This window comes from Streptomyces zagrosensis (assembly GCF_014203645.1).
GTDB lineage: Bacteria > Actinomycetota > Actinomycetes > Streptomycetales > Streptomycetaceae > Streptomyces > Streptomyces zagrosensis.
In genome coordinates this window covers 155,487-180,965 of sequence record NZ_JACHJL010000011.1, presented here as the reverse complement: position 1 = coordinate 180,965, position 25,479 = coordinate 155,487, and the positions used below count along the sequence as shown (strand labels likewise).

Below are 25,479 nucleotides of genomic sequence, written 5' to 3'. Positions count from 1 at the left end.
CGTTTCCCCAGCGTCAGCCCGGGCATCCGACCCAAGGTGAGAAGCCGAGGGGAAAGCGGAGGAAACAACCCCCGTCCATGGAGAGGAAGCCCGCGACCATGTCCGACCAGAACCGCGTAGTTCCCCGCCAGCCGCCCGCCCCGCCAGACACCGGAGCAGCCCTGACCCGTGAACTGACCCGGCTCGCCGAGCAGGCCGCCGCGCACACCCCCGGAAGCTGCGGGGCCACCGCCACCGCGGTCGCGGCCCGCGACGTCGCGAACTGGGCCGAGCCCGACCGGTTACGGGTCGCCGATGGCGTCGGCCGCTCCCCGGACGCCCGCCTTCCAGCGGCCCGTTCGGCCCTGCGCGAGCCGCAACTGCTGGCGGGCGATGACGCGGACGGACTAGGGGAGGCTGAGGCCGAGGCGGAGATGGAACAGCAGCTCACCGCCGCCACCCACCCCGATCTGTCCGCCCTGGTGGCCGTGCAGCTCAGCCTGGGCGACGGGCCGATTCCGGCGGCCCTGTATACGGGGCAACCCAGCTCCGCCGACGACCTGCTGCGCGAGCGGCGCTGGCCGCACTACCGGGCCAAGGCCCTGGAGGCCGGGGTCCGCGCCTGCGCGACGCTCCCCTTCGAACATGACGGGCTCGCCATCACCGTCACGCTGTACGGGCTACGCCCCGGCGTACTCGGCGCGGCGGAACGGGACACCGCGGAACTCCTGGGCGATCTGGCCGTCACCAATTTGGTCCGCGCTAGGCGCTATCAGGCGGCGCTCGCCGAGGTCGATCAACTGGACACCGCGCTGCGCTCCCGGCCCGTCGTTGACCAGGCGTGCGGCATCATGATGCACATCCTGGGCTGTGACGCGGAGGCCGCTTTCGGCATGTTGCGGCGCATGTCGCAGCAGTCCAACCGGAAGCTTGCCGAGCTAGCCGAGACCGTGGTGCGCAGCCGTGGCCGTGGGCTTGAGCCGCATTTCATCGAGTTCGGCCGGAAAGCCAGTCCCGCACCCGATCGACCAGCGCGACCCCGGGGTTGATCAACTTGTTCAGTGGCGGCTTGTCCGGGGCCTCGGGGTGCGGGTGCGTCGGCGCGGTGCGCTTGGCCGACAGGAGGTGCAGCCCGAGGCCCATCCGCTGCTCCGCGCTGAGATGGGTCGCCAGCTGGGGAAAGATGGTGTCCTCTTCGGACCGGATATGGGCGGACACCTCGTCCATGAGCTGCCGTACCAGGGCCTCGAACCGTTCATGCGCCGGATTGAGGTCATCGAGTGAGTTGAGTGTCTCCTCGACGGCCGACTGCCGCGCCAGTTCGGCGTCGGCGACCTGGTCACCGTGCGGGATGGCCGTGCGGAGTGCCGGATACAGATACTCCTCCTCGGCGACCGCGTGTTGGACCAGAGCGATGGTCACCCGATCGATCAACTGCCGGCGCTGCTCGGCGTCCGTAGACCCCTGGTACGCGGCGAACAAGCGCTCCACCTCACGATGGTCGCTCGTCAGCACCTCCAAGGCGTCCCGCTGCCCCTCGGGCATGATCGTCATCCGGTGTGCACCTTCCCTCTCGTTCTCTTCGTCTCTCGTCTCTTTCGCGCCGGGTGCCCCTGGCCCCCGGCGGGCAAACGCGGGGGCCCTGGCCCCGCGGGGCACCCGCGAGCAGGGCCGGGCCACGTGTCGGCAGCTCGTGCCGGGGCGGTGATCTGCGAAGGTGACCCCGGTATGCCCCCTCGCCGATGGAGGTAGTGATGCAGTGGCCCGCCCCGGCTCCCCACAGCCCCCTGGTCCTGCCGGCGGCCCAGGGGGCGCTGCCGCCACTGCCGGAACTCGCCGCACGCCTCGCCGCCGCCGCCGGACGCTCGGAGCCCGAGCCCGTGGGCGGCGCGCTCGCACTGCGCCGAGCAGCCGCCGACTACTGGGCCAGGCGCGGCCTGCCCACCGCGCCGGACCAGGTGCTCGCAGGGCCGGGCGCGCAGCCGCTGCTGCTGACGCTGCTCGCGCTCATGGGCGGCGATGTGCTGCTGACCCGCCCATCGGCCGCCTGGTACGCGCCGCTGGCCCGGCTCGCCGACCGCCCTACCTACCACGCGCCGGCGCCTGCCGAGTGCGGCGGCGTGCCCGACCCCTTCGCCCTTTTGGAGACCGTGCGCCGGATCAGGAAGGAAGGCGGCGCGCCCCGCGTGCTGCTGCTCGCGGTGGCCGATGACCCGACCGGTACCGTAGCGCCGCCCGAACTGCTGCACGAGGTGTGTGAGGCCGCCGAGGCGGAGGACCTGCTGATCGTCAGCGACGAAACGTGGCGGGACACGGTGCACACCACCCCGGGCGTCCAGCCGCTGCCACCGGAACGCGCCGGCACCGCGCCCGCCGACCCGGCCGAACGCGAGCGGCAGCAGACGCAGACCGTGCTCGTCAGCCCCGCCGAGATGGTGCCGGACCGGGTGGTGGTGCTGACCGACCTCGCGGGCGCGCTCATGCCGCCGAGTTGGCCCGCTGCCATCACCCGCTTCCCCGCCTGCGAACGCGGTCGTGTGCTGCGCGCCCGGTTGCTCGCCGCACTCAGCGCCGTACGGGCCGAGTTGCCGGCCCCGGTGGCGGCTGCGGCCCAGCACGCGCTGACGGAACCCGCGGCGGTACGAGCCAGGATGGCCGCCGCGGCCCGCGCGTACGGGGTGGTCGGCACGGCCGCGTACCAGGGGCTCACCGACCTCGGGGTGCTCTGTCGCCCACCGCGCGCGGGCCGTCATCTCTACGCTGATGTGGAGGAGTTGCGCGGTCCACTCGCCGACCGTGGCATCGCCGACTCGGTGGACCTCGAACGCCATCTCACCCGACGACTCGGGTATCCGGTGCCTGGCGGCTACCAGTTCGGGGACGCGCCTGACACGCTGCGGATTCGGTTGCCCACACTGCCTTTGTTGGGGGCCGACGACGAGCAGCGGCTCGCCGCGCTGGCCGCAGCCGCCCCGCTGGAACTCCCGCACGGGACGGCTGCGTTGACCCTCTTCATGGCGGCCTTCAACGAGCTGACGGGTGGCGCCGAGGCGAGCCCGGAAGCCCCCGGTAGCTGATCTCGGCTGCTTGGTGAGGGCCTGGCCCAAGGCACTTCATCCCCTGCACACGCCGTCGGCCGGTCTCATCTGGCTCGAAGTGGCCCCGGCGCCTGGGTCATTTCGCGTAGGGGCCCTCGTGCGCGCTCATGAGAGGTGTCAGGTCGTGCGGGGGAGTCGGGTGCGGGATGTCCCGGTGGGGGCGGTGCCAGGCGCCTTTCGGGTCGTCGTACGCGTCCTGGTAGTGGGCGGTGGCGATCGGATGCGTGCTGACGGCCTCTTCGGGGAGGTCGAAGGCGTCCACCAGGGCGAGGGCGCGGCCGGCGAGCTGGTCGAGTGTGCTGCTGACGAGTTCGGGCAGCGCGTGGGCCTGCTCCACAGTCAGGTGTCCATGGCTCAGCAACTGGCCGCTGGCGCCGATGAGCCGTTGGAGCGCGAACAGGCGGTGCAGCTCAAGGAGCACGGTTCGGGTCTGTGGGTCATGGGCCCGGTCGGCCAGGGCGAGCAGGGCGGCTGCGGCCTGCCGTTCGGCACGCGCGGTGACCCCGGCGAGTGCGAAGGGGGCTGCGGCATTCCAGCGGCGAAGCTGGTCACCGGCCGGTGCCTGGCGCAGACGAGTGCGGGCGTGGTCGAGGTGCAGCTGTTCGGCGGTGTGCAGCAGGGCCTGGAGGGCGGTCGGGCGAGCCAGGTCGCTGATCGTGGCGGGCGCGGTCGCCGGGGGCTCCGGTTCATCTGGGCTGAACAAGAGCTCGGCCCCGGCCTTGGCCCAAAGGGCCAGGTTGTCGCCCTCGGCGGTGATGGCACCCTCGACGTCGAGGACCAGTTGGGCGATGCCGTTGTGCGCGAACAGGCCCTGGGCGCCGCAGCGTTCGCGGCACTCGGTGAGCACGGCCCTGGTCTGCCACGTGATCCAGCCCTTGGCGATGGCGACCTGGCGTTCGGCGGCGGCGGTGTCGGCCGGGTCGGCGCACTGGCGTTCGGCCCAGCGGGTCACGGCCTCGCGGTGCAGCGCGGTCATGGCGTAGGTGGTCGCCAGTGCGGACAGCAACGGCTGGTGGTGGGTGCGGTGGGCGAACACCGGCACTGTCTGTCCTCGGCGCGCGCCGCTGACGGTGCGGTGGTGGCCGTAGCGGACGGCGATCGCCACAGCCGTGCGCGCGGCGCCGATCGCGCAGGCACTCATGCACAGTTTACCGAGTGTCACTCGGCCGATGGCGGCGAGGAATCGTTTGCGCCTGCTGCCCAGGGCGCTGCTGAACGCGCCCTGGGCGTCCAGTTGGCCGTGCGTGCCGGTCAACAGTGCCTCGCGTGGCAGGGGTACCTGGTCGAACGCGGTCAGACAGTGGTCGATCGGGCTGCCGGTGCGCTCCGGCAGCGGGCGCACCGTGACGCCGGGCAGCGGACCGGCCTCGTTCGAAAGCGGAGTCAGAAAGAGGAAGACTCCCACATCGTGGCCGTCCACCAGCAGGCGTGCGGCCACCACCGCGCTCTTCGGACCGCCGGCCGGGCCAGTGTTGGGCATGAACTTCTGTGCTGCTGCTAAGGGGGTGTGCAGCGTGAAGGTGTCGCTGTCCCGGTGATAAGTGGCGGTGGTCTCCAGGTTGGCGGCGTCATTTCCGTGACCGAGCTCGGTGCATAAGAAGGTGCCGAGTTGTTCCATCGCGGCTAAGCCGCCCAGGGGCCGTTTCGGGTGCTGGTCGTGGTCGATCAGGCTGCCGAGGAAGAGGTTGTAGTGAATGCTGGCGATGACGGCCAGCGCACCGTCCAGCGGGGCGATCCACTCGTGCAGGGCGGTCAGCCGGTAGGGGTCGGCAGCGAATGCGAGCGGGTCGTCGATGGCCTGGTTGACCAGGCGCAGGCGGGCGTATGACTCGGCCACTTGGTCGGTCACGTTCGCCGCGGGTCTGCGGCGCATCCGCGGGTCGGCGCTCAGCGCCCGCCACGGTCCGTGGACTCCAATGCGTTGATCGCCGAAAAGGAGGTTGCCCAGTTCGGGCAAGGGGGCTTGGGCCGGTGCGGCCAGGTGCTGGATGATTGACATGTCTTATCGAACCAGGGCACCACACAAAGATCACGGCCTTGTGATCGTGATCACTTCCCGGCACTTAGCCCTCACGGGTGAAGGCGGATATGTGACGTTAAGTCGTCGGCGCTCTCGGGGTTTCCGCGGTGTTCGCCGAAAATGGGGCGGAGACGGTTGAGTAGTAGGCCGCCGACGTCCTGCCCGTTGTAGGTCAGGTAGGTCCTCAACAGCGGTTCTTCCTCGGCACTCACGACGGTCTCCTGACCTTCGGATCGCCGGCCCGGCTCGGCCGCGGCTGCCGTCACAGGCTCAGCAGCAGGTCCCGGACCGCGGCGGGCTGGGACAGGAACGGGTGGTGGCCGGCGTCGAGTTCGACGACGCTGCCGGCCCGGCGGGCGAACTCGCGCTGGAGGCTCGGCGGGGTGCCCCGGTCCTGGGCGCAGATGAGGTACGTAGAGGGCAACTGCTGCCATGCGGCTGCCCCGACCGGCTGCCCGGTCACCTGCACGCTCTGCCGGGCGAGGTGGGCCGCCGCCTGCGCCTGGATCTCGGGGTCGCAGTCCTGCACGAATGTGTCCACGAGCAACTCGGGGCGGACCCCGAATGTGCCGGCGTCGGGGTCAACGTCGAGAAACGGGGCAGGGCTGCCGTCCCCGAACTCCGACAGGCTCTGCCCGACCTCGGGCAAGTAGCTTGAGATCAGCAGCAGGTGGCGTACTGACCCGATTCCCGCGGCGGCTTCCGCGGTGATGATGCCGCCGTAGCTGTGGGCGACCACGATGGTTGGCTCGTCGCTGTCCTGTAGCACCTGCCGCACCGCGGCGACATCCTCGGGCAGCCCGGGACCGCCGACGCCGCCGGGCAGGCCCGCCTCGCCGCAGCTCGGCAGCGCCGGGGCCACGCTCGGCACCCCTCGCTCCTGCAACAGCTCGGCGGTGCGGTGCCACCACCACGTTCCGTCCCGCACGCACGCCCCATGCACGAACACGACCCTCATCGCTGCCTCCACGTCTGCCTTGACTGCTCCCTGCCGACGATAGACGTAGTAGCCGTTACGTGAAAAAGTAGGGCGATGGGTAGACGACCGCAGCCGCACATCAAGGAGAGGCTGCTCGACGCCTGCGCTGATCACGCCCTCGCGCACGGTCTCCCCGACCGGCTCGAACCGCTGGCCACCGCCACCGGCACTTCGGCCCGCATGCTGATTTATCACTTCGGCACCCGCGACGCGCTGCTGCGAGCCGTCCTCGGGCACGCGCGGCAACGCCAACTCGACACATTCGGCGACCTCCTGCGGGTGCGACCCGACGAGTCGTACACGGTCACCCTGAACCGCGCCTGGACCTCCATCACCGGCCTGGACGGGCAGCCGTACCTGCGGATGTTCGGTCAGCTGCGCGAGAGTGCGGAGCAGCAGTTGTGGCCCAACTTCCGGCGCACCGCGACGACCGACTGGCTCGGGCCGCTAGAGGACGGCCTGCGCAGCATCGGTCGGCCGGATCTCGCGACGCTCGTTCTCGCCGTCATCCGTGGTCTCCTCATGGACCTCGACGCCACCGGCGACGCCACCCGCACCGACCGGGCCTTCCGCGACTTCCTCGGCGCAGTCGAGCACCTGCCCAAGGGCTACGTATAGGCGCGGTTTTCCTCGTCCTAGAGGGTGTCCCGAGTCCTCAATGGTGTCTCGCCGGACGCCGCGCGGCTCAAAGGTCCTTTCGCAGGAGAACGCACATCGTCTCGTAGCGGCGGATCGACCCGTCGAGCCCTTCCTCGTCCCAGGCGTCGGGTCTGCGGCCGTACGCGACGTAGCCCAGGCGCTCATACAGGGCGCGAGCCCGCGGATTGCCCTCCTCCACGGCGAGTTCGGTCCTGCGCAGGCCGCGTTCTGCGACCCGTTGTTCGGCGGCTTTGATCAGCAGTGTTCCCAAACCGCAGGACTGCATGGCCGGGAGTACGGCCAGCTGCCACAGGGTTCCGGCTTCTTCGGACACCTGATAATCGATGCCACCGATCGCCACCGGAACATCCGCAGGCGTGCATACAGCCAGGTAGTCCACCTCACCGGCCGCAGCGCGCACCAGTTCTCGCTCGACCTGGCCCAGATGCGTGGCCGAGCCCGACCAGGCGCATGCGGGAAGGTCGCGGGGCAGGAGGTCGCGCACGCTGACAGGAACGACGACGGCGGCATCGGCGGATTGGTTCGCAGCGCTCATGGCCGTGAGCATGCCGACCGGCGCGATGGCGTGGCAACGCATATTCCTGGTCCGGAACCGCGCGGATGGCGTGCACGCACTGGGCGACCTTCCTCAGTGGGCCTCTGGCAGGGTGATCCGATGCGGATACCCAGACAAGCAGCGCGCGTCGCGGTCCTTGACCCGGCGGGGGCCGTCTTCCTCTTCCGGTACGACAACGAGGAAGTGGGTGTGCACTGGGCGATGCCTGGCGGCGGCCTTGACCCGGGCGAGACACCGCATGCCGCCGCCGCGCGTGAAGTGCGCGAGGAGACCGGGTGGACCGACCTCGTCCTGAGCGGCACGGTGCTGTGCCGGTGGGAGCACGACTTCACCCGGGCGGGAGTTCCGGTTCGGCAGCGTGAGGACATCTTCCTCGCGTACGGCCCGCGCCGAGACCCCCATGGAGATCTCACGGCCGCCCACGCGGCAGACAAGATCCTGCATTGGCGGTGGTGGTCGCCGGATGACCTGGTGGGCGACACGCAGGCGCTGTGGCCGCCACAACTGCCCGAGGTGCTAGCCGGATTGCGTACGAGCGGCCCGGCCGTGTCCCCGATCGACCTCGGCTATGTCCCGAACGCCCGAGCCTGAGCGCGCTGACAGGGCGCAGGGAGCGGGCCAAGGGCAGCCGGGCCCGACTTGGCCGGGTCCGACTTGGCGCCGCCGCGTGTTCCGCATGCGGCCGGGCGGATACGCGGTCAGCCCGCTGGTGACCCGCGCAGTCGGCGCCACAGCGGCGGCGCCACGCTCAGCACGAGCGCCAGGCCGACCGCCGCCGCCACGCCTTCCCACGGCTCGGCGAAGAGCGAGCCGCCCAGGATGCCGATCACCTGGTACGTCGCGGCCCAGGCCAGCGCCGCCGGGGCCGCGCCGCGCCCGAACTGCCGCAGGGGCAGGTGTGCCAGCAGGCATGCCAGCATCACCGGAATGCGTCCCGCGGGTAGCAGCCGGGACAGCACGAGGACGGCGATGCCGTGCTCTGCGAGCTTTGTCTGCGCCTGCTCAAGCCGCTCCGGCGCTGCCCGGTCGCGCAGCCGCCCCAGCCACAGCGAGCCGTTCTTCGAGCGCACCCCGCGCTGGCCGAGCCAGTACAGCGCCATGTCCCCGAGGAACGCCGCACACGAGGCCACCGCGAAGACGAACAGCAACGCGAAGGGCGAGGTTTGGTGGATCGCCACCACCGCAGCGGAGCTCACCAAGGCCCCCGTCGGCACCACCGGCACCAGGGAGCCGAAGATCACCAAAAGGAACAGCGAGGGGTACCCGACCGCCTGCTGAGTGGACTCCGGGGGAACGGCGCGGGCGAGCTCGGTGATCACTGAGCGGCCTTCAGGTGCACGCTCTCGCCGTGCAGCAACCGGTGCACCGCCGAGTGCGGAGCGAGGCGGGCCGCATGTCGTACGAACTCGTCGCCCGGCGTGTGGAACTCGTGCGGCCGGACGGCATCGAGGCCGATCGGCCAGAACGTGCCGTAGTGCACGGGCACCGCGCTGGGCACTCCGAGCCGCACCAGGGCGTGCGCCGCGCGCTCCGCGTCCAGATGGCCGGGGCCCAGATACGGCCCCCAGCCGCCCACCGGAAGCAGCGCCACATCACAGGGGCCGACGACGTCCGCCATCTCGTCGAACAGGCCGGTGTCCCCGGCGAAGTAGGTGGTGGCCGCGCCGTGCAGGACGTAACCGAGTGCGGGCGCTCGGTGTCGCCCGTACGGCAGGCGGCGCCCGTCGTGCGCGGCGGGCACGGCGCGTATGCGTACCTCACCGACCGCCACCTCATCGCCGGGCAGTACCTCCGTGACGCGCAGGCCGCGCGCAGCCGCCACTCGGCGCAGCCCCGGCACGGCGGCTCCGGCGCCGCGCGGCACGATCAAGCGGGTGCCGTGCGCTAGCCGTGCGAGCGAGGCGGGGTGTAGATGGTCGGCGTGCAGATGCGAAACGAGTGCGACATCGGCTATGGACGCGCTCGCTGGCGGCACCGGGCCGCGCCGTCGCCGCAGATGTGCCAGGCGCTGGACGAGGAGCGGATCGGTAAGGATGCGTACCCCGGAGTCCACCACCATCGCGGTGGCGTGCCCCCACCAGGTGATCTCCACCGACACCCCGGCCTCCCCATCTCGCGCGCTGACCAGCGTCAGCTCACCCGAGCCTAGTTCAGGCGCCCTGTGTGCCGCGGCGGGGCGTCTCGACTGCCAGGCGCCGGGCCCATCGCATGCATGCAGGCAGGCGCATCGCATGAGGGCAGCCGCCAGGGAGTGTCATGTACGGGTCATGGGCAGATGAGGTCTCCGTCAGCCGGGGCGCGAGGTGATCGCGCGACGGTAAGGGGCGCGGAGGCTGAGTTAGGGTTACCTAAGTTGGAGTGGGTGAAGGGGGAGGGCATGTCGCCGCGCGCCGTGTTGAAGGCTGGGTCCAAGGCCGGTAAGCCGCGGGCCCCGGCCGCCGCGGGCGAGCACCGTGCCACGCCGCCGTGGCTGTTGATGCTGCTCTCGTGCAGCGCGCAGTTCATCGTCGTACTCGACGCGACCATCGTTTCCGTCGCGCTGCCGCCGATCTCCGACGCCCTGGCCTTCAGCGACACCTCCGTCGGGTGGGTGGTCAACGCCTACACCCTCGCCTTCGCCGGCTTTCTGCTCCTCGGCGGACGGCTCGCCGACCTCATCGGCACCCGCGCCGTCTTCCTCTGCGGCATCGGCGTCTTCACCGCCGCCAGCCTCTGGTGCGGCCTGGCCATGGCCCCGGCCCAACTGGTGATCGCCAGGGCGGTGCAGGGCGTCGGCGGCGCGCTGTTGATGCCCACCACGCTGACCATCGTCCACCTGGCATACGCCGAGCCCGCCCAGCGGGCCCGCGCGCTCGGCCTGTGGAGCATGGTCGGTGCGGTCGGCGCCGCGGCGGGCACCGTCTTCGGCGGGCTGCTCACCGACTCGCTCGGCTGGCGCTGGGTCTTCCTCATCAAGGTCCCCATCGGCATCGTGGTGTTCGCCGTGGCCTGGCGCGCACTCAGCCCCCGCGTTCGTACGGACAGCGCGCGCGAGCCACTGGACGTGGTCGGGGCGCTGCTGGTGACCACCGGACTTGCCGCGCTCGTCTACGGCGTCGTCGCCTGCGGCGAGCCGGGCGGCGCGGTGCGGGCGGTGACGTTTCTGATCGGTGCCGTCGTCTTGCTGACGCTGTTCGTCATCCGGCAGCACCGTTGGGCGCGCAGCCCACTGATGCCGCTGCGGATCTTCGGATATCGCGCCGTCAGCAGCGCGAACGCGGTGATGTTCTGCCTGGGCATCGGCTACCTCGCCAGCCCCGTGGTGCTCTCGCTGTATCTGCAAAAGGTGCTGGACTACTCTCCTTCGCGTGCGGGGCTCGGCTTCCTGCCCACTGCTTTGGCGGTGATGGCCGGCGCGCAGGTCACCGGCTGGATGACCACCCACTGGGGCACCAGGCGCAGCGCCTGCCTCGGCCTCTCCCTGGTCGCTGCGGGCTTTTTGCTCTTGACGCGGCTCGGCGCCGACACGCTGTTCTTCCCGACGATCGCGGTGCCGCTGCTGCTGGTCGGGCTCGGCGCGGGCATCGCGTTCACCCCGATCACCGTGGCGGCCACCAGCAGTGTCGAGCCCGCCATGACGGGCCTGGCCTCCGGGCTGCTCAACACCACCCGGCAGGTGAGCACGGCGCTGGGCATCGCGATCCTGACGGCAGTGGCCAACGCGCTGGGCGGAGCCCGGGGGTACGGTACCGCCTTCCTGCTCGCCGGTGTCCTTGCCGTACTCGCGGTGGCCGGCGCGGCGACGCTGATGCCCAAGGGACGCGGATAGCGACGTACAGACGTACCTGGCGTGCAGCCGGCACCCGGCATTCCGCTGCCGGCCCTCAGCATTTCGCTGCTGCCGCCCGGCCCCCGCGCCCTCGTACGGGCCAGTCGGCGCGGCTCAGCAGGGCGGGGACGCCCGGCCCGTTCGGGCCCCTGACCTGTGGTCCGCAAGCGGTCCCGGGCATGACAGGCTGGGCGGCGAGCCGTGTACCAGGCGGACGGGAACATGAGGTGAAGGCGCGTGCAGTTGCCCCGATGGAGGACCGTGGGCGGCGCCCTGCTGCGGGTGACGGCGGTATGGGCGGTCAGCACCCTGACCATGCTCGCGCTCGCCGGCATCCTGCCCGATTTCCGGCTCCAGTCCGCCGATGGCGACAGCGCCACCCGGATCGGCATCACCGCAGCTTCCGGCGCCGGCGCCTTCGGACTGCTGAGCGCCCTCGTATGGCCCGGTCTCGTACGGGCCCTCCTGCTGGTGCCCGCCTACGTACTCGGCCTCCTCGTCTTCTTCCTCAACGGTTCGCTGCTGCTGGTCGCGCTGAGCCTGATACCTGACGGGCGCGGCGAGGCTGAGCCGGAGACCGCCGTCGTCGTCGCGGCCGTCATGTCGGCGGCGTCCTCCGCGACGAGCACGGCCCTCGCGGTACGCGACGACGGCGCGTACCGCAGACGGCTGGCCCGACTCGCCTACCGCAGGCAACGCCGCGGCGGCGCGGCCAGCGCGTACTCCCAGCGCGGCCCGTACTCCCGACGTGGCGCGTACTCCCGGCGCGACGCGTACGACACCTCCAATGCCCCAGGCCAGCGGCCCTTCCGCGGGCCGCCGCACGGCCGCCAGACACCCCGCGGCCCGGCCGCCACAGCGCACCGCTCGCCCGGCACGGTGTTCCTCCAGCTCGACGGCGTCGGCTACGCGACCCTGCGGGCGGCGCTGCGCGAGCGGCCGTGCCCCCGCAGCCGCCGGAGCTCAAGCTCCCGGCGACCAAGCGGCCGGATCAAACACAAGCCGCCGCTCATGGAGACCGTCGCTTCCTGGGAGGGCACGACCCACACCCTCAGCCCGTGGCGCACCGACTGGTCCAGCCAGACGGGCGCAAGCCAACTGGGCATCCTGCACGGCTCCACCGAGGACGTGCCTGCCTTTCGCTGGTACGAGAAGGACACCGGCGAGCTGATGATCAGCAACCGTCCCACCAGCGCCGCCGAGCTTCAGCGCCGCGCCGCCGCGCGCACCGGCCACCCGGGGCTGCTCTCGGTGGACGGCGCCAGCCGGGGCAACCTGTTCACCGGCGGCGCCGACCAACTCGCACTCGTCCTGTCGGTCGCCGCCCGGCGCGGCAAGCACAACCGGTCGCGCGCGGGCTACTTCGCCTACTTCTCCGATCCCACCAACGCCACCCGCACCGCCGGTTCCTTCATCGCCGAGGTCTGCCGCGAGATCGGCCAGTCCACCCGCGCCAAGCTGCGCCGAGAACGGCCCCGCATGGGGCGCGGCGGGCTCTACCCGTTTATCCGTGCCTTCGCGACCGTCGTAGAGCGCGACGTGGTTGTCGCCGCAGTCATCGGCGACATGCTCGCGGGGCGCACCGCCGTCTACGCCGATCTCGTGGCCTACGACGAGGTAGCGCACCACTCCGGGCCGCACAGCCGCGATACGCACCAGGTGCTGCGCCGCCTCGACCGCAGCATCAAGCTGATCGCCAAGGCTGCCCGGCACGCCCCGCGCGACTACCGCTTCGTCCTCATCTCCGACCACGGACAAACCCCGGGCGAGACCTTCGCCAAGCAGTACGGGCTGACCCTGGAAGACCTGGTGCGGGCCGGGTGCGGGCTGCCGGTGCCCCGGCGCGCCGGGCGTACGCGCAGTGGCGCGGAGGCCCGCGCGGCGGCCCGCGCCGCGCTGCACCGCCCTGAGGAGACGGACGAGCAAGCAGCACACGGCGCGGAGCCGAGGCCGCCCGAGACCGAGGGAGCGGCTGGCACCGGGCACCCCACCGGGCAGTCGGCCGAGCGGGCCGCTGGGCAGTCGGCTGGGCAGTCCGCCGGCCACCACGCCGAGCCCCACCCGAAGCGCGCCGCGCAGGCCGGCCCCGACTCGTCGCGCCGCCGCCGGCAGGGACCCATCGTGCTCGGGTCGGGCAACCTCGGCCTGATCTCCTTCCCGGCCGTGCCGGAGCGGCTGAGCAGGGAGCAGATAGACCGGCGCCACCCGTCCCTGCTACGGACCCTCGCCGAGCACCCGGGGATCGGCTTCCTGCTCGTACGCTCCGATGCGCAGGGCGCGGTGGTGCTCGGCGCGCACGGCAGCGAACACCACCTCACCACCGGGCGCGTCATCGGCACCAGCCCGCTGGCGCCCTTCGGGCCGGGCGCGGCGCAGGCTGTGCTGCGCGTGGATGGCTTCCCGCACGTCGCCGACATCATGGTCAACTCGGCCTACGACCCGGGCACCGGTGAGGTCCACGCCTTCGAGGAGCAGATCGGTTCGCACGGCGGGCTCGGTGGCGAGCAGGGCCGCCCCTTCCTGCTGTGGCCGAACGAACTGAGCCCACCGGTGGCAGCGGGTGCGGAACTGGTCGGGGCCGAGCAGGTGCACCAGGTGCTGAGCCGCTGGCTGCACGAGGCGGACGGGCCGCAGGTGCCCGTGGACGAATCCTCGGTTACCCCCCGGTCGACCGGGTCTTTTTCCGCCACAGAGCGCGCCGTACAGGACAAAACCCGCTGATTTTGCGCAACGCTCCTGGTCGATGACCATATTGCGCGGTCCCTCCCGCCCGGAACCATCGGGCGATGTGTGCGCGACCCGCAGCTGAGAGGCCCCCGTGCAAGACCAGCAAGACCAGCGCTCGCGCCGCTTCGGCCTGCCCACGGCAACCGCCCTGGTCATGGGCAACATCATCGGCGGCGGCATCTTTTTGCTGCCCGCCCTCGTCGCCCCGTACGGCACGGTCAGCCTGCTCGCCTTCGTCGTCCTGACCGTGGGGGCGCTCACGCTGGCGCTGGTCTTCGGGCGGCTGGCGCAGCGCGATCCGCGCACCGGCGGGCCCTATGTGTACGCGCGGGCCGCGTTCGGGGACTTCGCCGGCTTTCTGGCGGCCTGGAGCTACTGGATCACCACGTGGGTGAGCAACGCGGCTCTCGCGGTGGCGGCGGTCGGCTATCTGGACGTGCTGCTTCCGGTGCGCGGCGAGACATGGCACACCGTGCTCGCCGCGCTGGTCATCCTGTGGCTGCCCGCGCTCGCGAACCTGGCGGGCACCCGCTACGTGGGGGCCGTGCAACTCGTCTCGACGGTGCTGAAGTTCGTGCCGCTGCTGCTGGTCGCGGTCGGCGGGCTGCTCTTCTTCGACCCGGCGAACCTGGGCCCGTTCCAGGCCAGCGACCAGGGGCTCGCCGGGAGCGTCTCGGCCTCGGCGGCGATCTTGCTGTTCAGCTATCTCGGGGTGGAATCGGCGGCCATGAGCGCAGGCGAGGTGCGTGATCCACGCCGCAACGTGGGCCGGGCCACCGTCCTTGGCACGCTCGGCGCCGCGCTGGTCTACCTCCTGGGCACGCTCGCGGTATTCGGCACGGTCGCCCACGACGACCTCACGCACTCCACGGCGCCGTTCTCCGACGCGGTGGACGCCATGTTCGGCGGCGGCTGGGGCGGCGCCGCCATCGCCGGCGCCGCGCTGATCTCGATGACCGGCGCGCTCAACGGCTGGACGCTGATGAGCGCACAGGCGCCCTACGCCGCGGCCACGGACGGCCTCTTCCCCGCCATCTTCCTCCGCAAGCGGCGCGGCGTGCCGACCACCGGTGTCCTGGTCGGCACGGCGCTCGCCTCGCTTTTGACGGTCGTCAACTTCACGGCCGGAGCCGGTGGCGCGTTCCGAACGCTGGTCCTGGTGACCACGTTCACGGCCACCGTGCCCTATCTCCTCGCGACAGCGGCGCAGCTCTACTTCCTCCTCTCCGGACGCCGCGACCAGGTCAGCCCCGGGCGACTGGCCAGAGACACCGCCCTGGCCCTGGCCGCCTTCGGCTTTTCGCTGTGGCTGGTCGCGGGCGCCGGCTACGCGGCGGTCTACCAGGGGGTGCTGTTCCTCTTCGCCGGCGTGCTGGTCTACGTGTGGCTGGCGGCCCGCCGTGACCAGGGGCAACGGCAGCCGCAACCGCCGTCCGCCGCGGCCGGGACGCAGGAGGCGCCGGCAACCGTAAGCTCCGCTGGGGCGGCCGGTCGGACGCCGGTGGGGGCCGGTCGAGTGGGCGGCAACCATAGCGGCCAGGGATCGTTTTGAGGCGGGCGTTGGCCGTTCGTCCGTCATTTCGCGATTCGTCGTGTGTCGGCAAGCGAATCGATAATGGATAGCCAGCAAAAGCCAACACGCCCAACCTCGCCAGGGCGCGTTTACTCGTTTCCTCGGGCTACTGAGTGTGCGATGCACATTCTCATTCCGTTGGTTGTGGCTTGGGAGTCCTCGCTACCTGACTATGGCCGGGTGGTGGTACGGGGCGAGGAGACGGCTACTCGCATTCAGGTCTTTGGCAGCAGCCTGATTCCTGGGATACTGCAAACTGAGGACTATGCGCAGGCGCTGTTTCGGGCCTCGCTACCCGGAGAGCCGGAAGAGCAAATTGCCGAACTCGTAGCCGCGCGAATGGCGCGCAAGATGGTCTTCGAGAAGCAGGAAAAGCCATTTTACTGGGCCATCATGGATGAAGCCGCTCTCAAGCGTCCCGTGGGGGGCTGCGCGTGCATGAGGAGTCAGCTTCGCGCTGTGCTCTCGGCTGCCCGGGCGCCACACGTCTCGGTCCAGGTGCTGCCGTTTGTGCAGAGGGAGCACCCATTGATGGGGGGCAGTTTGAGCCTGCTGACTCTCGCGACCGGGGCAACGATCGCCTACGTCGAGAGCTTCGCCACGGGGCAACCCATCGAGTCACCGCGACGCATTCTTGAACTCACCCAACGCTTCGATGTGGCTCGATCGCAGGCGTTGCCCGAGGATGAATCTCTCGACATGTTCCGTGGTTACCTGAAAGAGTACGAGAATGAAGACGATTCCTGACGCATCTGTCGTGTCGTGCTGGCGTAAGTCCAGTTACAGCAATGGCGAGGGAGCTGAATGCATCGAGATCGCTGACAGCTTCCCCGGAGCCGTCCCGGTGCGTGACTCCAAGGACCCGCATGGCCCGGCGCTTGTCTTCGCCGCGCCGGCTTGGTCCACTTTCGTTGCCGCAGTCAAGGCCGGAGAGTTCGCCGGCAGTTGACATCCGGGCACATGCCCTCGGAAGCCGTACAAGATTGGCCCCCGTCTAGCCGATGGGGGCCTTCCTCTTGCCCGGGCCATCCGGGTCCGCCCGGCGCGCACCCTGTGCCAATCCGCTCGCCGCCCGCACAATCGGGTTGCGGGGGAGGAAACCGGCGGGCGGCGGAAGGAAACCCCATGGAGCCCAACAGCGCCAGACAGCCCCGGCACGCGGTGGCCCGCACGGCGGCCGATGGCCGGCCCCGACCGCCCCAGCCGCTCACACCCCAGCCGCTCACACCCCACCCGCTCACACCCCACCCGCTCACGCCCCAGCCACTCGCCCGAGCCCAATTTTCCCTCTCCCGGCGCCGACTGCTCGCCTACGGGGCCGCGGTGACCGGCGTCGCCGCGACGCCCACTGTGCCCGCTGTGCCCTCGGTGCCGTCCGTACCCTTCATGTCGTTCGCGTCGGCGAGCCCCGCCGCGGCGAACGCGTCCGCTGCACAGGACCTGGGCGCCGACGAGGCGCTCGCCACTGATCTGGAAGAGCGCGCGCTCGCGCTGACGCCGCCCGCCTTCCTGCTGGAGAGCGCCGTGCCCCAGCCGATCGCGGCCGGGCCGGGCAGCGCGTTGTCGATCACCTCGGAGCACGGCTCGGTGTGCGGTCGGCACGCGTTGCGCTGGGACCACGGGCCGCGCACGCGCCTGACCGTCCATGCCGAACTGGCCTGGGCCCCCGATCCGTACCGCACCAAGCCGCTCGCCGATCAGGCCTGGCAGGGCACCGTCGATACGTTCGCGGTCTGGATCTACAACGCGACCGCGGTGGACGACGTGGTGCGGTTCGAGTTCGGGCGCGGGGAGCGGACCGACTGCTGGTTCGAGTTCCGCCTGAACTTCACCGGCTGGCGCACCACCTGGGTGCGGTACGCGTACGACATGCGGGGCCGCCCCCATCCCGACATGGACACCTGCCGGATCATCGCGCCCCGCCGCCCCGGCGCGCTCTGGCTCGACCAACTCCTGCTCAACGTCGCGCTGCGGCCCGACGCCCCCTGCCGTGATGCGCAGGTCGATCACATCGGCATCGAGGGCGACGGCTGGGACCAGCAGCACTGGCAAGCGCTCCACCTCTTCGACCGACTGCTCACCCGCACCCCCATCGAGACCCCCACACCGACCGCCGCCGAGCGCGCGGGGCTGCGTACCGTCCTACGCCGCTACCACGACGACTACCTGACGGGCGGCCCACCGGTCACCGACGCCTATGTCGCTCAACTCAGCGAAGAAACGGCTGAGTTGACGGCGGGCCGAGCGGCGTTCTCGTTCCAGTCGCAGATCTACCCGCCCGAGATCGGCGCGGACCTCACGGCGTACGTGGGCGCGGCGGACCTCAAGGAGGTCACCGGCCTGCTGCGGAAGATCGCCCAGGCATATGACACGGCGAGCACAAGCACCACCGCCGGCGTGAACACGACCACCCACACGGGCACCAACAGGACCATCAACGGGACCGCCGACAACACCCACACCGTTCCCGACAAGAGCACACACACCGCTAGCGGCACCGGGCACGCAACCGCGCTCGCCGAGCTCTACCTACGCATCGTGCGGCAGCTACGGGAACAGGGTTGGGCGTACGGCAGCTGCCAGGGCACCATCCACCACCTCGGGTTCGCCATGGTCGGCTACTACGACTCGGTGTTCTTGATGCGCGATGTGCTGCGTGATGCGGGCCTGCTGGCGGCGGTACGCGCCGATCTGACCTGGTTGGTGGGGTTTGGGCGGCTGCGCAGGGGCTTCGACTTCCGCAACGGGCACGGCTCCACGGCAGACATCCTCAACATGAACGTGCGGGGCATGCTCGCGGTTGCCCTCCTCCAGGACGGCGAGGCCCGTCGCGTCGGATATCTCCGGGCGCTCAGCGACTGGCTGAGTCGCTATCTGCTGCCCACCGATGGCATCCAGGACGGCCTGAAGATCGACGGCACCACCTTCCACCACGTCGGCTTCTACCCCGACTATGCGCGCGACGGGTTCGCGGGGTGCTCGCCCATCGTCTATCTGCTCAGCCGCAGCCCGTTCCGCATCACCACCGAGGCCCATCAGGCGTTGCGCCACGCCGTGTTGACGTTACGGATCGTGGCCAACACCCTGCACTGGCCCATCCCATTGAGTGGCCGCAAACCCGAGGGCACCACGGGCATGTCCCTCACCCCCTACCAGTGGCTGACCCTCGCAGGCCCGCCGGACGGGCACCATGACCTCGATCCGGAGATGGGCGCGGCCTTCCTACGGCTGCTGCCCGAGCGGCCCACCGGGACGCAGCGAAAGATCGCGGAACGGCTCGCTGCCGCCGGGGTACGCGCCGAGGCCGCGCCAACGGGCGCCTGGGCGTACAACTACGCCGCACTGGTCGTGCAGCGCCGCGACGAGTGGCAGGTCACGGTGCGCGGCCATAACCGCTATCTGTGGTCAACCGAGGTGTACGAGGGCGCCAACTGGTACGGCCGCTACAACACCTACGGCCACCTCCACGTCCTGCACCGCGGAACCCCGGTCACCAACCGCGACAGTGGCTTCCAACACGATGGCTACGACTGGAACCGCCGCCCCGGTACCACCACGCTGCACAAGTCCTGGGACGACCTGAAGGCCGACCTGACCGGCACGATCGAGGAAATGCTGCTCACTGAGGAGCGGTTCGCCGGCGGGCACACCATCGACGGGCGCAACGGCATGTTCGCCATGCGGCTGCGCGAGCACCCCACCCACGACGAGACCCACCACGCCCGCACGTCCGTGTTCCTCTTCGACAACCGGGTCATCGCCCTCGGCACCGGCATCGGCAACCGCGACCGACACCACCAAACCGAGACCACCCTCTTCCAGACCCATCTCGCCACCACGAACGCCCCAACGTATGTCGGCGGCCCCCAACCGATCACCGCCTTCCCCTACCAGTACCCCGGCCACCCGCTCACCAGCGCCACCTGGCTCCTCGACGACAAGGGCCTTGGCTACTACCTGCCGGCGGGGCAACACCTCGCCCTGACCCGCTCCACCCAGCACTCCCGACGCCACGGCAACGGGGCGCCCACCCGCGGCGACTTCGCCACCGCCTGGCTGCGGCACGGCACGGCCCCGCAGGGCGCCCGCTACGCGTACGCGATGCTCATCGGGGCCACCCCCGCGTCCATGGCCGCCTTCGCCCAGCGCATGGCCGACCCATCGACCGCCCCGTACACGGTGCACCGCGCCGACGACGGGGCACACATCGTCACCGACCGCGCCACCGGCATCACCGGCTACGCCGCCTTCGAACCCACCGGCGGCCTGGACGCGGACGACGGTCCCGTACACGCCGTGGACACCCCCGCCCTGCTGCTCGTCCGCGCGGACGGCGACGGCGCGCTCGCACTGTCGGTATGCGACCCGGACCTACGGCTGTACGAGGGCCGCGACCCCGACCAGTACGAAGGGGGCCGCTACGTCGGCCACTGGACCGCCTATTCCCGTCCCTGGCTCACCCACCCCAGCGCGGCGCACACCCTGCGGGTGACGTTGCGGGGACGGTGGCGGGTCGCGGACGCGGACGCGGGGGAGCGGTGCCGAGCGACGCTGAGGGGCGGCGAGACCGTGCTGGCCTTTCGCACGGTGCATGGGCGCCCGGTACAGGTGCGGCTTCTGCCGGCGTGAGGCAGCGCCACTCAGGGCGCCAGCTTCGACGTACGCCCCGAGGCTGCCGCGCGGAGCTGACGGGCCGCCCGCTGCCTGCCGTCCGCTGCCCGCCGCCGGGCGGACCCCTTACACCCGTTCGTGGACCGTGGTGCGCTCGGCGTCCAGCAGGTGTTCCGCCTCGGCCACCGGCGCCGCGCCGCGGGCCGTCGCCGCATGCTCCAGCTCCTGCGCGTGCTCCAACTCCGCAGCATCCGCGGCCGGGCCTGTGCCCGCCGCTTGTCCCGCCCCGGTCGTCGTCGCTTGCGAGCGTTGCGGCCCGGAGGCCAGCGGGGCCGAGTAGCGCCGCATGTCGTCCAAACCCTGGCGTAGCGCCCGGCGCAGCCAACTGCCGAGCGGGCGCTCAACGCAGCGGTGCAGCACCCACGCGGCCAGCAGCATCACCACCAGCACGGCGAGGACGAGATAGGGCGCGGGCAGCAGCCCGCGCAACCAGTGGATCATCGTCAGGCCGACGTACATGTGCACCAGGTACAGCGGATACGTCAGCGCGCCAGCCGGTGCCAGCCAGCGCCAGCGCACCCGATCGAACATACCGAGGGCGATCAGCGCCATGACGGCGAAGGCCAGCCCGACCACCAGGTGGGCGGGCCAGTGCGCGATGGGCTGCTTGGGGTCGGCGAGGTTGTCGGTGATCCGCTCGCCGAGATGGTGCTGCGCGAGCAGCAGCGACACCAGCACGATGCCCCACAGCAACGCGGTGGGCCGGAACCGGTGCATCAGGTAGAAGGCGATACCGGCGATGAAGTATGGCGAGTACATCGGCATCGCCCACATGTCGAGCAGGGTGTTGTCGGCCGTGGGCGCGATCACACCAGCCGCCGTCCAGATGCCGCAGAACATGACGCATTTGCGGTAGGTCACCCCGGTGGCGACGACCACCGCGAACAGTGCGTAGAACTTCAGCTCGATGAACAGCGTCCAGTACACGCCGTCCACATCGGAGACGCCCAGGCCCTGCTGGAACATCGTGAGATTGGTCAAGACCTCGCCCCAGCCGGCCACGGTGCGCACCTGTGGCCACAGCGACACCACCCCGGCCGTCAGCAGCACTGCCGCCCAGTACGCGGGATAGATCCGGGAGACCCGTGAGACCACGAAGTCACCGAGCGATCGTCCCCAGGTACTCATGCAGATGACGAATCCGCTGATCAGGAAGAAGATTTCGACGCCGAGCCAGCCGTAGCGGGCGAACGGGTGTAGCGAGGGAAAAAGTGCGCTGGGGTTGCTGTCCCAGCCGCCGTACAGGGCGACGTAGTGGAAGAGGACCACCATCAAAGCCGCGAGTAGCCGCAGGCCATCCAGTACGTAGAGTCTGGGCGCCGACCGGTGGTGGTGGGTCTCCCCGCCAGTGACATCGCCTCGGTCGGCGTAACGCATATCGTCTTCACCCTCCTCAGAGCCGGGCCGCTCGACGCGGAATCCTTATCCGGGCATGCTGACATGCCGTACGTCCAGCCCGCCGCAGCCCATCCGGACGTCAGACGTCCGATGTCGGGTGGGGCCGCCAGACCCATGGGTCGGCGCCTGCCCCCATGCCGACCACGCACACCTGTTGGTCCAGGCCCGTTGCCAGCGCGCTCGTGCCCACCGGCAGCCACCCGGCGGGAGCGCGCCGCGGCGCCGCGGCGCCCGAAATGCCCCGTTGTGCCTGCACCGTGCCGTCCTCGGCCCGGCCGACCAGGACCACGGTGTCCTTGCCGCCGCGCACGGCGACCGCTCCGGCGCCGATGGGGCCGTAGCCGTCGAAGTGCCGCAACGGCGTGCTGCGCAGCGCCGCCGCGTCGATGGCGGCGCGTCGGGCGTCGGCGCCGGCGGGTGGCGTGAAGCGGTAGGCGACCGGTCGCACCGCCGCGGGCGCGCGATAGACCACGGTCAGCGCACCGTCCGGCGCCAGCGCCACCCCCGGCTGATGGCTGGGCTGCGGCAGCCCGGTCAGCGGCTGGAAGTACACCGGTTCACCCGGGGCGTCCTGCGTCCAGTGGTGCACCGTGTCATGGCCAGCGGCGAAGACATGCACCCGCTGCTGCCGGTCCACGGTGGTGGTCAGGCCGTCCTGGATGCCGTTGCCGCCGAGGTCGCGCCACGGTCCCCACCGGCCGTTCGCCTCGCGCACCCGCGTCGCGACGCCCTTGGCCGCCGTACGGGCGAACAGATGCACCCGGCCATCGGGCGTGGCGACCGCGGCCGGGGTGCCCACCCGGCGCCCCCGCATCGGCCGCCGCTCCGGCGTGCCCAGGCTCGTCCAGCGCCCCCACTCACCATCGGGCGTGCGCTGCTCCAAAACCACGATCTCGCGAGCATTGCCGCCGCCCTGCCCCTCAAGGAGCGAGAAGCGCAAGCCCAGCAGCACCGTGCGGCCCGCCGCGTCGGTGACCACTGCCAGGGCCGGCGCCAACGGCCCGCCGCCCAGGTTCTGCGGCGGCGACCAGCGACCGCTGCCCGGTGCGGTCTCCCGCCAGCGCGCGGCCTGCGTGCCCAGTACGCCGTACGCCTCCAGCCGGCCCGAGCGGTCGGTGCGCACCGCGAGTTGCGCACCCGGGTAGCGGTAGTGGGTGGAGCGAATCCACGCCTTACGGTTGCGCAGCGCCCGCCCGTGCCCCTGGCCGTAATCGCCACACCCTGCGGCGTTGCCACACTCCCAGTGCGGGTCGCCGCCGTAGGCATCCACCAACCGCAGTTTGCGTTCCACCACGGCCGGCGGCAGGTTGTACGGCCAGCGCTGGTTGTAGTAGCCGCGGAAGGAGAGCGTGGTGAAGCGTGGCGCGCGCCGATCGCGCCGCGTGGCATCGGCCACCCACTGCGACATGGCCTTCCAGGTGAACAGCGCGGTCGGGGTGTGGTCGCGGTGGTCCGAACAGGACCCGTAGTCGTTGTCCTTGGGGTGTACGGCGTCGTGGGCTTGGAATTCGGGGTCGGGGTCCATGGTGTGCAGCACCGTGGGCCGGTAGGTATCCATGATCCCGGCCAGCACGTCCACCAGCGTCTCGTGGTCGTAGCTGCTGATGGTCTGGCACGGTGAGCCGGTGGCCGCCAGGGTCTGCATGACGGTTCCCGGCGCGGACCACAGTGCGGGTAGGCGCATGTCGTCCGGTGAGGCCATGGCGATGTTCAAGAAGATCAACCGGGCCTTGCGGCGGCCGTGGATGAGCACATTGGTCTCGGCCCGCACACCGCCCGGCAGGTCGAGTACCGAGGTGCGCCAGGGCGTGAACGTATCGACGCCCAGCATCGTCGCGTACGCCTGACGCAACCCCTGGTGCCGGGCGGAGGAGTAGGCGGCCCTGTCCAGCGTCGGCTTGGGCATGCCAGGCACCCAGTTCTTACCGACCGCCTCGCCGGCGGTGAGGTAGACGGAAACCACGGGGACGCCCGCCCGTACGAGCTGCTGTGCGTCCGGGTTCATGAAGTACAGATCGTCGTCCGGGTGTGCCATGACCTGGAGCAACAGCGGCTTTGCGGCCGTCGTGTAGGCGTCGGTCGAGCTCGGGTCCACGGCCCGTACCGGCCTGCGGGCGGGCTGGGACTGCGATGAGCCGCCGCCCGCGCACCCCGCGGCGGCAACCGCGGTGACCGCGGCGATCCCGGCCAGGGCCGAGCGCCGCGTCATGCCTGTACGAGAAGAGTTGTGCACCTGAGCGGTCCCGCGTTGTTCTCCGGTGGCCACCTTGGGGCCACCCTGGCACGTTGGAAGATGCCAAGGCGATCACCCTGGTTGCCTGGGGTGTGGCCCGTGACGGTCACGAATAGAATGAGTGTACGAATGGCTTTATGTCTGTGCGAATCGGATGGGGCGCATTGGATAGGGCGTATCGGACGGGAACGGCCGCAGGACGCGAAAAACGCCAGTGGCCCCTGATCGTCGTCAGGGGCCACTGGCGCGCGCCCGTCCGCTAGGGACGGACAGTGGCCGGGGGAGCCTCAGCCGTGCAGGGCGCTCTTGGCCTGCCAATCGCCCCAGCTCAGGTTCCACTCGCCGAACCCGTTGTTGGGGGCGATCAGCCCCTTGGTTTCCTGGCCCTTGATCTCGAACGGGTCGCCGACCCGCACCGCACCGTAGAGCGAAGCGGCATGGGCATTACTCATGCCGATGCAACCGGAGCTGTGGTTGGTGTTGCCGAAGAAGGCGGTGTTCCATGGCGCGGCGTGCGCGTAGGTGCCCGACCAGCTCAGCCGCATCGAGTAGTCCACCATCTTGTCGTACGTATTGCCGAGGCCCACCGTCTCGGAGTTCATGTTGATGGTGCCCTCCTTGGACATGAGCACCGTGGTGCCCCGCCAAGACGCCTTTTCGCCGCCGGGAGTGCCACCGGAGACCGGAATCGACTGCACCTGCTGGCCGTTACGAGTCAGCGTGAGCTGCTTGGCGTCGAGGTCCACGCTGACTACCTGACGGTCGCCTATGGTGAAGTCGGTTGCGTAGTCACGGACGAACCAGCCGCCGCCCGTGCCCGAGTTCACGCCCTTGAGCTGCGCCGACAGCTTCACCTTGGTGCCCGGCTGCCAGTAGTCCTTGGGCCGCCAGTCCACCCGGTCCTTGCCGGACCAGTCCTGCATCCAGCCCCACGAGCCCTCGGTGTTGTTCGACGTCTTCACCTTGAGCTGCTTCTCCACCTCGGCCTTGTTCTTCACCGGATGGTCGAAGACCACCGAGAGGGGCTGTGCGACGCCGACCGTGGAACCCGCACCGGGCCGCCAGTCCAGCTTGTTGACCTTGTCGGCGGCGACGGTGCTGAACGAGGAGGTCACGGAGTCCTTGGCGCCGCCTTCGCCCTTGGAGTGCGAGGTGACGGTGTACTTGGCGCCGGGCGCCGTCTTACGCTCCGATGCCCATGCGCTGCCGTCATCGGACAGCTGGCCGGGCAGCTTGCCACCCTTGTCGTCGGTGACCGTCACCTCGGTCAGCTTTCCGTTGTGGGCCGTGACCTTGACCTGCTCGCCCGCCTTGGCCTTCGTGCCCGCGAGGTTGACCTTGACGGTGGCGGGCTTGTCCGATGCGGCGTCGGCCCCCGCGCTGGAGCAGGCGGTGAGCGCCGCGGCAGCCAGCGCGGCCGTGCCTGCGAGGGCCACGCGGCGGCGGGCCTGGGGTGAAACGCGGTGCTGAGGGCGGCGGGTGTGAAGCATGGCGGGTTCCTCCGTGCGCTGGCGGTCAGGGGGAAAGAGGAGTTACCGGGAGCGGCGGTTGCCCATTCGCCCGGAGATCTCCGTAACGTCTTTGTGACAGCCATTGCGGAAGATAGGGAAGACGCGGACGAAAAGGCGCCTACCCGTCATCTCGGAGCGCACACGACGCTGACGCCGGCGCCCTGACCGCCGCGTTTCCTCTGCTATTCCTGCTTTTTCTTCTTTGTCTGCTTTACGCATTTACGGTCGGCCTGGTTCCGGCGGGGCTGGGGCAGCGCCTGGACCGC

At 70.6% G+C, this 25,479-nt stretch carries 20 protein-coding genes; 10 read left to right on the top strand and 10 right to left on the bottom strand.

Going from position 1 to position 25,479, the window contains the following annotated elements; all coding sequences use genetic code 11:
- Window positions 1-98: 98 nt before the first annotated feature.
- Complete coding sequence (locus FHS42_RS21355; protein WP_246495110.1) at window positions 99-1,028, top strand: ANTAR domain-containing response regulator; 930 nt, start codon at window positions 99-101, stop codon at window positions 1,026-1,028.
- Here FHS42_RS21355 and FHS42_RS21350 read toward each other — a convergent pair.
- Window positions 967-1,533, bottom strand: coding sequence for a hemerythrin domain-containing protein (locus FHS42_RS21350; protein WP_184574307.1), 567 nt, complete (start codon window positions 1,531-1,533; stop codon window positions 967-969). The two genes, FHS42_RS21355 and FHS42_RS21350, sit on opposite strands and share 62 nt — an antisense overlap.
- Before the next feature lie 200 nt (window positions 1,534-1,733).
- Here FHS42_RS21350 and FHS42_RS21345 point away from each other — a divergent pair, with 200 nt between their 5' ends.
- Window positions 1,734-3,056, top strand: coding sequence for an aminotransferase class I/II-fold pyridoxal phosphate-dependent enzyme (locus FHS42_RS21345; RefSeq protein WP_184574305.1), 1,323 nt, complete (start codon window positions 1,734-1,736; stop codon window positions 3,054-3,056).
- A gap of 97 nt (window positions 3,057-3,153) precedes the next feature.
- On the opposite strand, the gene FHS42_RS21340 is transcribed toward FHS42_RS21345, so the two are convergent.
- From FHS42_RS21340 to FHS42_RS21330, 3 genes are all read right to left on the bottom strand, one after another.
- The gene (locus FHS42_RS21340) at window positions 3,154-5,076 is read right to left on the bottom strand and encodes an acyl-CoA dehydrogenase family protein (RefSeq protein ID WP_184574303.1); all 1,923 of its coding nucleotides are present in this window, start codon (window positions 5,074-5,076) and stop codon (window positions 3,154-3,156) included.
- A gap of 71 nt (window positions 5,077-5,147) precedes the next feature.
- Window positions 5,148-5,309 carry a hypothetical protein gene (locus FHS42_RS21335; RefSeq protein ID WP_184574301.1) on the bottom strand — a complete coding sequence of 54 codons (162 nt, stop codon included), beginning with the start codon at window positions 5,307-5,309 and terminating at the stop codon, window positions 5,148-5,150.
- A 50-nt stretch (window positions 5,310-5,359) separates the two neighbouring features.
- A complete protein-coding gene (locus FHS42_RS21330; RefSeq protein ID WP_184574299.1) occupies window positions 5,360-6,055 on the bottom strand; it encodes an alpha/beta hydrolase in 696 nt (231 codons plus the stop codon).
- A 75-nt stretch (window positions 6,056-6,130) separates the two neighbouring features.
- Here FHS42_RS21330 and FHS42_RS21325 point away from each other — a divergent pair, with 75 nt between their 5' ends.
- Window positions 6,131-6,694 (top strand): TetR/AcrR family transcriptional regulator, encoded by a 564-nt coding sequence (locus FHS42_RS21325; protein ID WP_184574297.1) that lies wholly within the window; start codon window positions 6,131-6,133, stop codon window positions 6,692-6,694.
- A 67-nt stretch (window positions 6,695-6,761) separates the two neighbouring features.
- Here the strand turns inward: FHS42_RS21325 and FHS42_RS21320 are convergent, their stop codons facing one another.
- Window positions 6,762-7,271 (bottom strand): GNAT family N-acetyltransferase, encoded by a 510-nt coding sequence (locus FHS42_RS21320; protein WP_376772655.1) that lies wholly within the window; start codon window positions 7,269-7,271, stop codon window positions 6,762-6,764.
- A 120-nt stretch (window positions 7,272-7,391) separates the two neighbouring features.
- Here FHS42_RS21320 and FHS42_RS21315 point away from each other — a divergent pair, with 120 nt between their 5' ends.
- Complete coding sequence (locus FHS42_RS21315) at window positions 7,392-7,883, top strand: NUDIX hydrolase (RefSeq protein ID WP_184574295.1); 492 nt, start codon at window positions 7,392-7,394, stop codon at window positions 7,881-7,883.
- Between the two features lie 107 nt (window positions 7,884-7,990).
- On the opposite strand, the gene FHS42_RS21310 is transcribed toward FHS42_RS21315, so the two are convergent.
- Together FHS42_RS21310 and FHS42_RS21305 are read right to left on the bottom strand one after the other, a co-directional pair.
- Window positions 7,991-8,611 (bottom strand): DedA family protein, encoded by a 621-nt coding sequence (locus FHS42_RS21310; protein ID WP_184574293.1) that lies wholly within the window; start codon window positions 8,609-8,611, stop codon window positions 7,991-7,993.
- On the bottom strand, window positions 8,608-9,390 hold the full coding sequence (locus tag FHS42_RS21305) for an MBL fold metallo-hydrolase (RefSeq protein WP_184574291.1): 783 nt from the start codon (window positions 9,388-9,390) through the stop codon (window positions 8,608-8,610). Before FHS42_RS21305 ends, FHS42_RS21310 begins: the two co-directional genes overlap by 4 nt.
- 279 nt (window positions 9,391-9,669) lie before the next feature.
- On the opposite strand from FHS42_RS21305, the gene FHS42_RS21300 reads away from it, so the two are divergent.
- The 6 genes from FHS42_RS21300 to FHS42_RS21270 all read left to right on the top strand — a co-directional run bounded on the left by FHS42_RS21300 (window position 9,670) and on the right by FHS42_RS21270 (window position 20,029).
- Window positions 9,670-11,100 carry a DHA2 family efflux MFS transporter permease subunit gene (locus FHS42_RS21300; RefSeq protein WP_184574289.1) on the top strand — a complete coding sequence of 477 codons (1,431 nt, stop codon included), beginning with the start codon at window positions 9,670-9,672 and terminating at the stop codon, window positions 11,098-11,100.
- A 237-nt stretch (window positions 11,101-11,337) separates the two neighbouring features.
- Window positions 11,338-13,821, top strand: a complete 2,484-nt coding sequence (locus tag FHS42_RS21295; RefSeq protein WP_312866973.1) for a phage holin family protein — start codon at window positions 11,338-11,340, stop codon at window positions 13,819-13,821.
- Between the two features lie 160 nt (window positions 13,822-13,981).
- Entirely contained in the window at window positions 13,982-15,379 is a 1,398-nt protein-coding gene (locus tag FHS42_RS21285; RefSeq protein ID WP_184574465.1) for an amino acid permease, read from the top strand.
- A 141-nt stretch (window positions 15,380-15,520) separates the two neighbouring features.
- Window positions 15,521-16,147 carry a DUF5753 domain-containing protein gene (locus FHS42_RS21280; RefSeq protein WP_184574287.1) on the top strand — a complete coding sequence of 209 codons (627 nt, stop codon included), beginning with the start codon at window positions 15,521-15,523 and terminating at the stop codon, window positions 16,145-16,147.
- Entirely contained in the window at window positions 16,131-16,349 is a 219-nt protein-coding gene (locus FHS42_RS21275) for a DUF397 domain-containing protein (protein ID WP_184574285.1), read from the top strand. The genes FHS42_RS21280 and FHS42_RS21275 overlap by 17 nt, the downstream gene beginning before the upstream one ends.
- Before the next feature lie 176 nt (window positions 16,350-16,525).
- Entirely contained in the window at window positions 16,526-20,029 is a 3,504-nt protein-coding gene (locus FHS42_RS21270; protein ID WP_184574283.1) for a chondroitinase family polysaccharide lyase, read from the top strand.
- Window positions 20,030-20,137: 108 nt separating this feature from the next.
- Here the strand turns inward: FHS42_RS21270 and FHS42_RS21265 are convergent, their stop codons facing one another.
- From FHS42_RS21265 to FHS42_RS21255, 3 genes are all read right to left on the bottom strand, one after another.
- Window positions 20,138-21,448, bottom strand: a complete 1,311-nt coding sequence (locus tag FHS42_RS21265) for an acyltransferase family protein (RefSeq protein ID WP_184574281.1) — start codon at window positions 21,446-21,448, stop codon at window positions 20,138-20,140.
- 100 nt (window positions 21,449-21,548) lie between these two features.
- Complete coding sequence (locus tag FHS42_RS21260) at window positions 21,549-23,678, bottom strand: PIG-L family deacetylase (protein WP_184574279.1); 2,130 nt, start codon at window positions 23,676-23,678, stop codon at window positions 21,549-21,551.
- Window positions 23,679-23,989: 311 nt separating this feature from the next.
- A complete protein-coding gene (locus FHS42_RS21255) occupies window positions 23,990-25,192 on the bottom strand; it encodes a L,D-transpeptidase (protein ID WP_184574277.1) in 1,203 nt (400 codons plus the stop codon).
- Window positions 25,193-25,479: the final 287 nt, after the last annotated feature.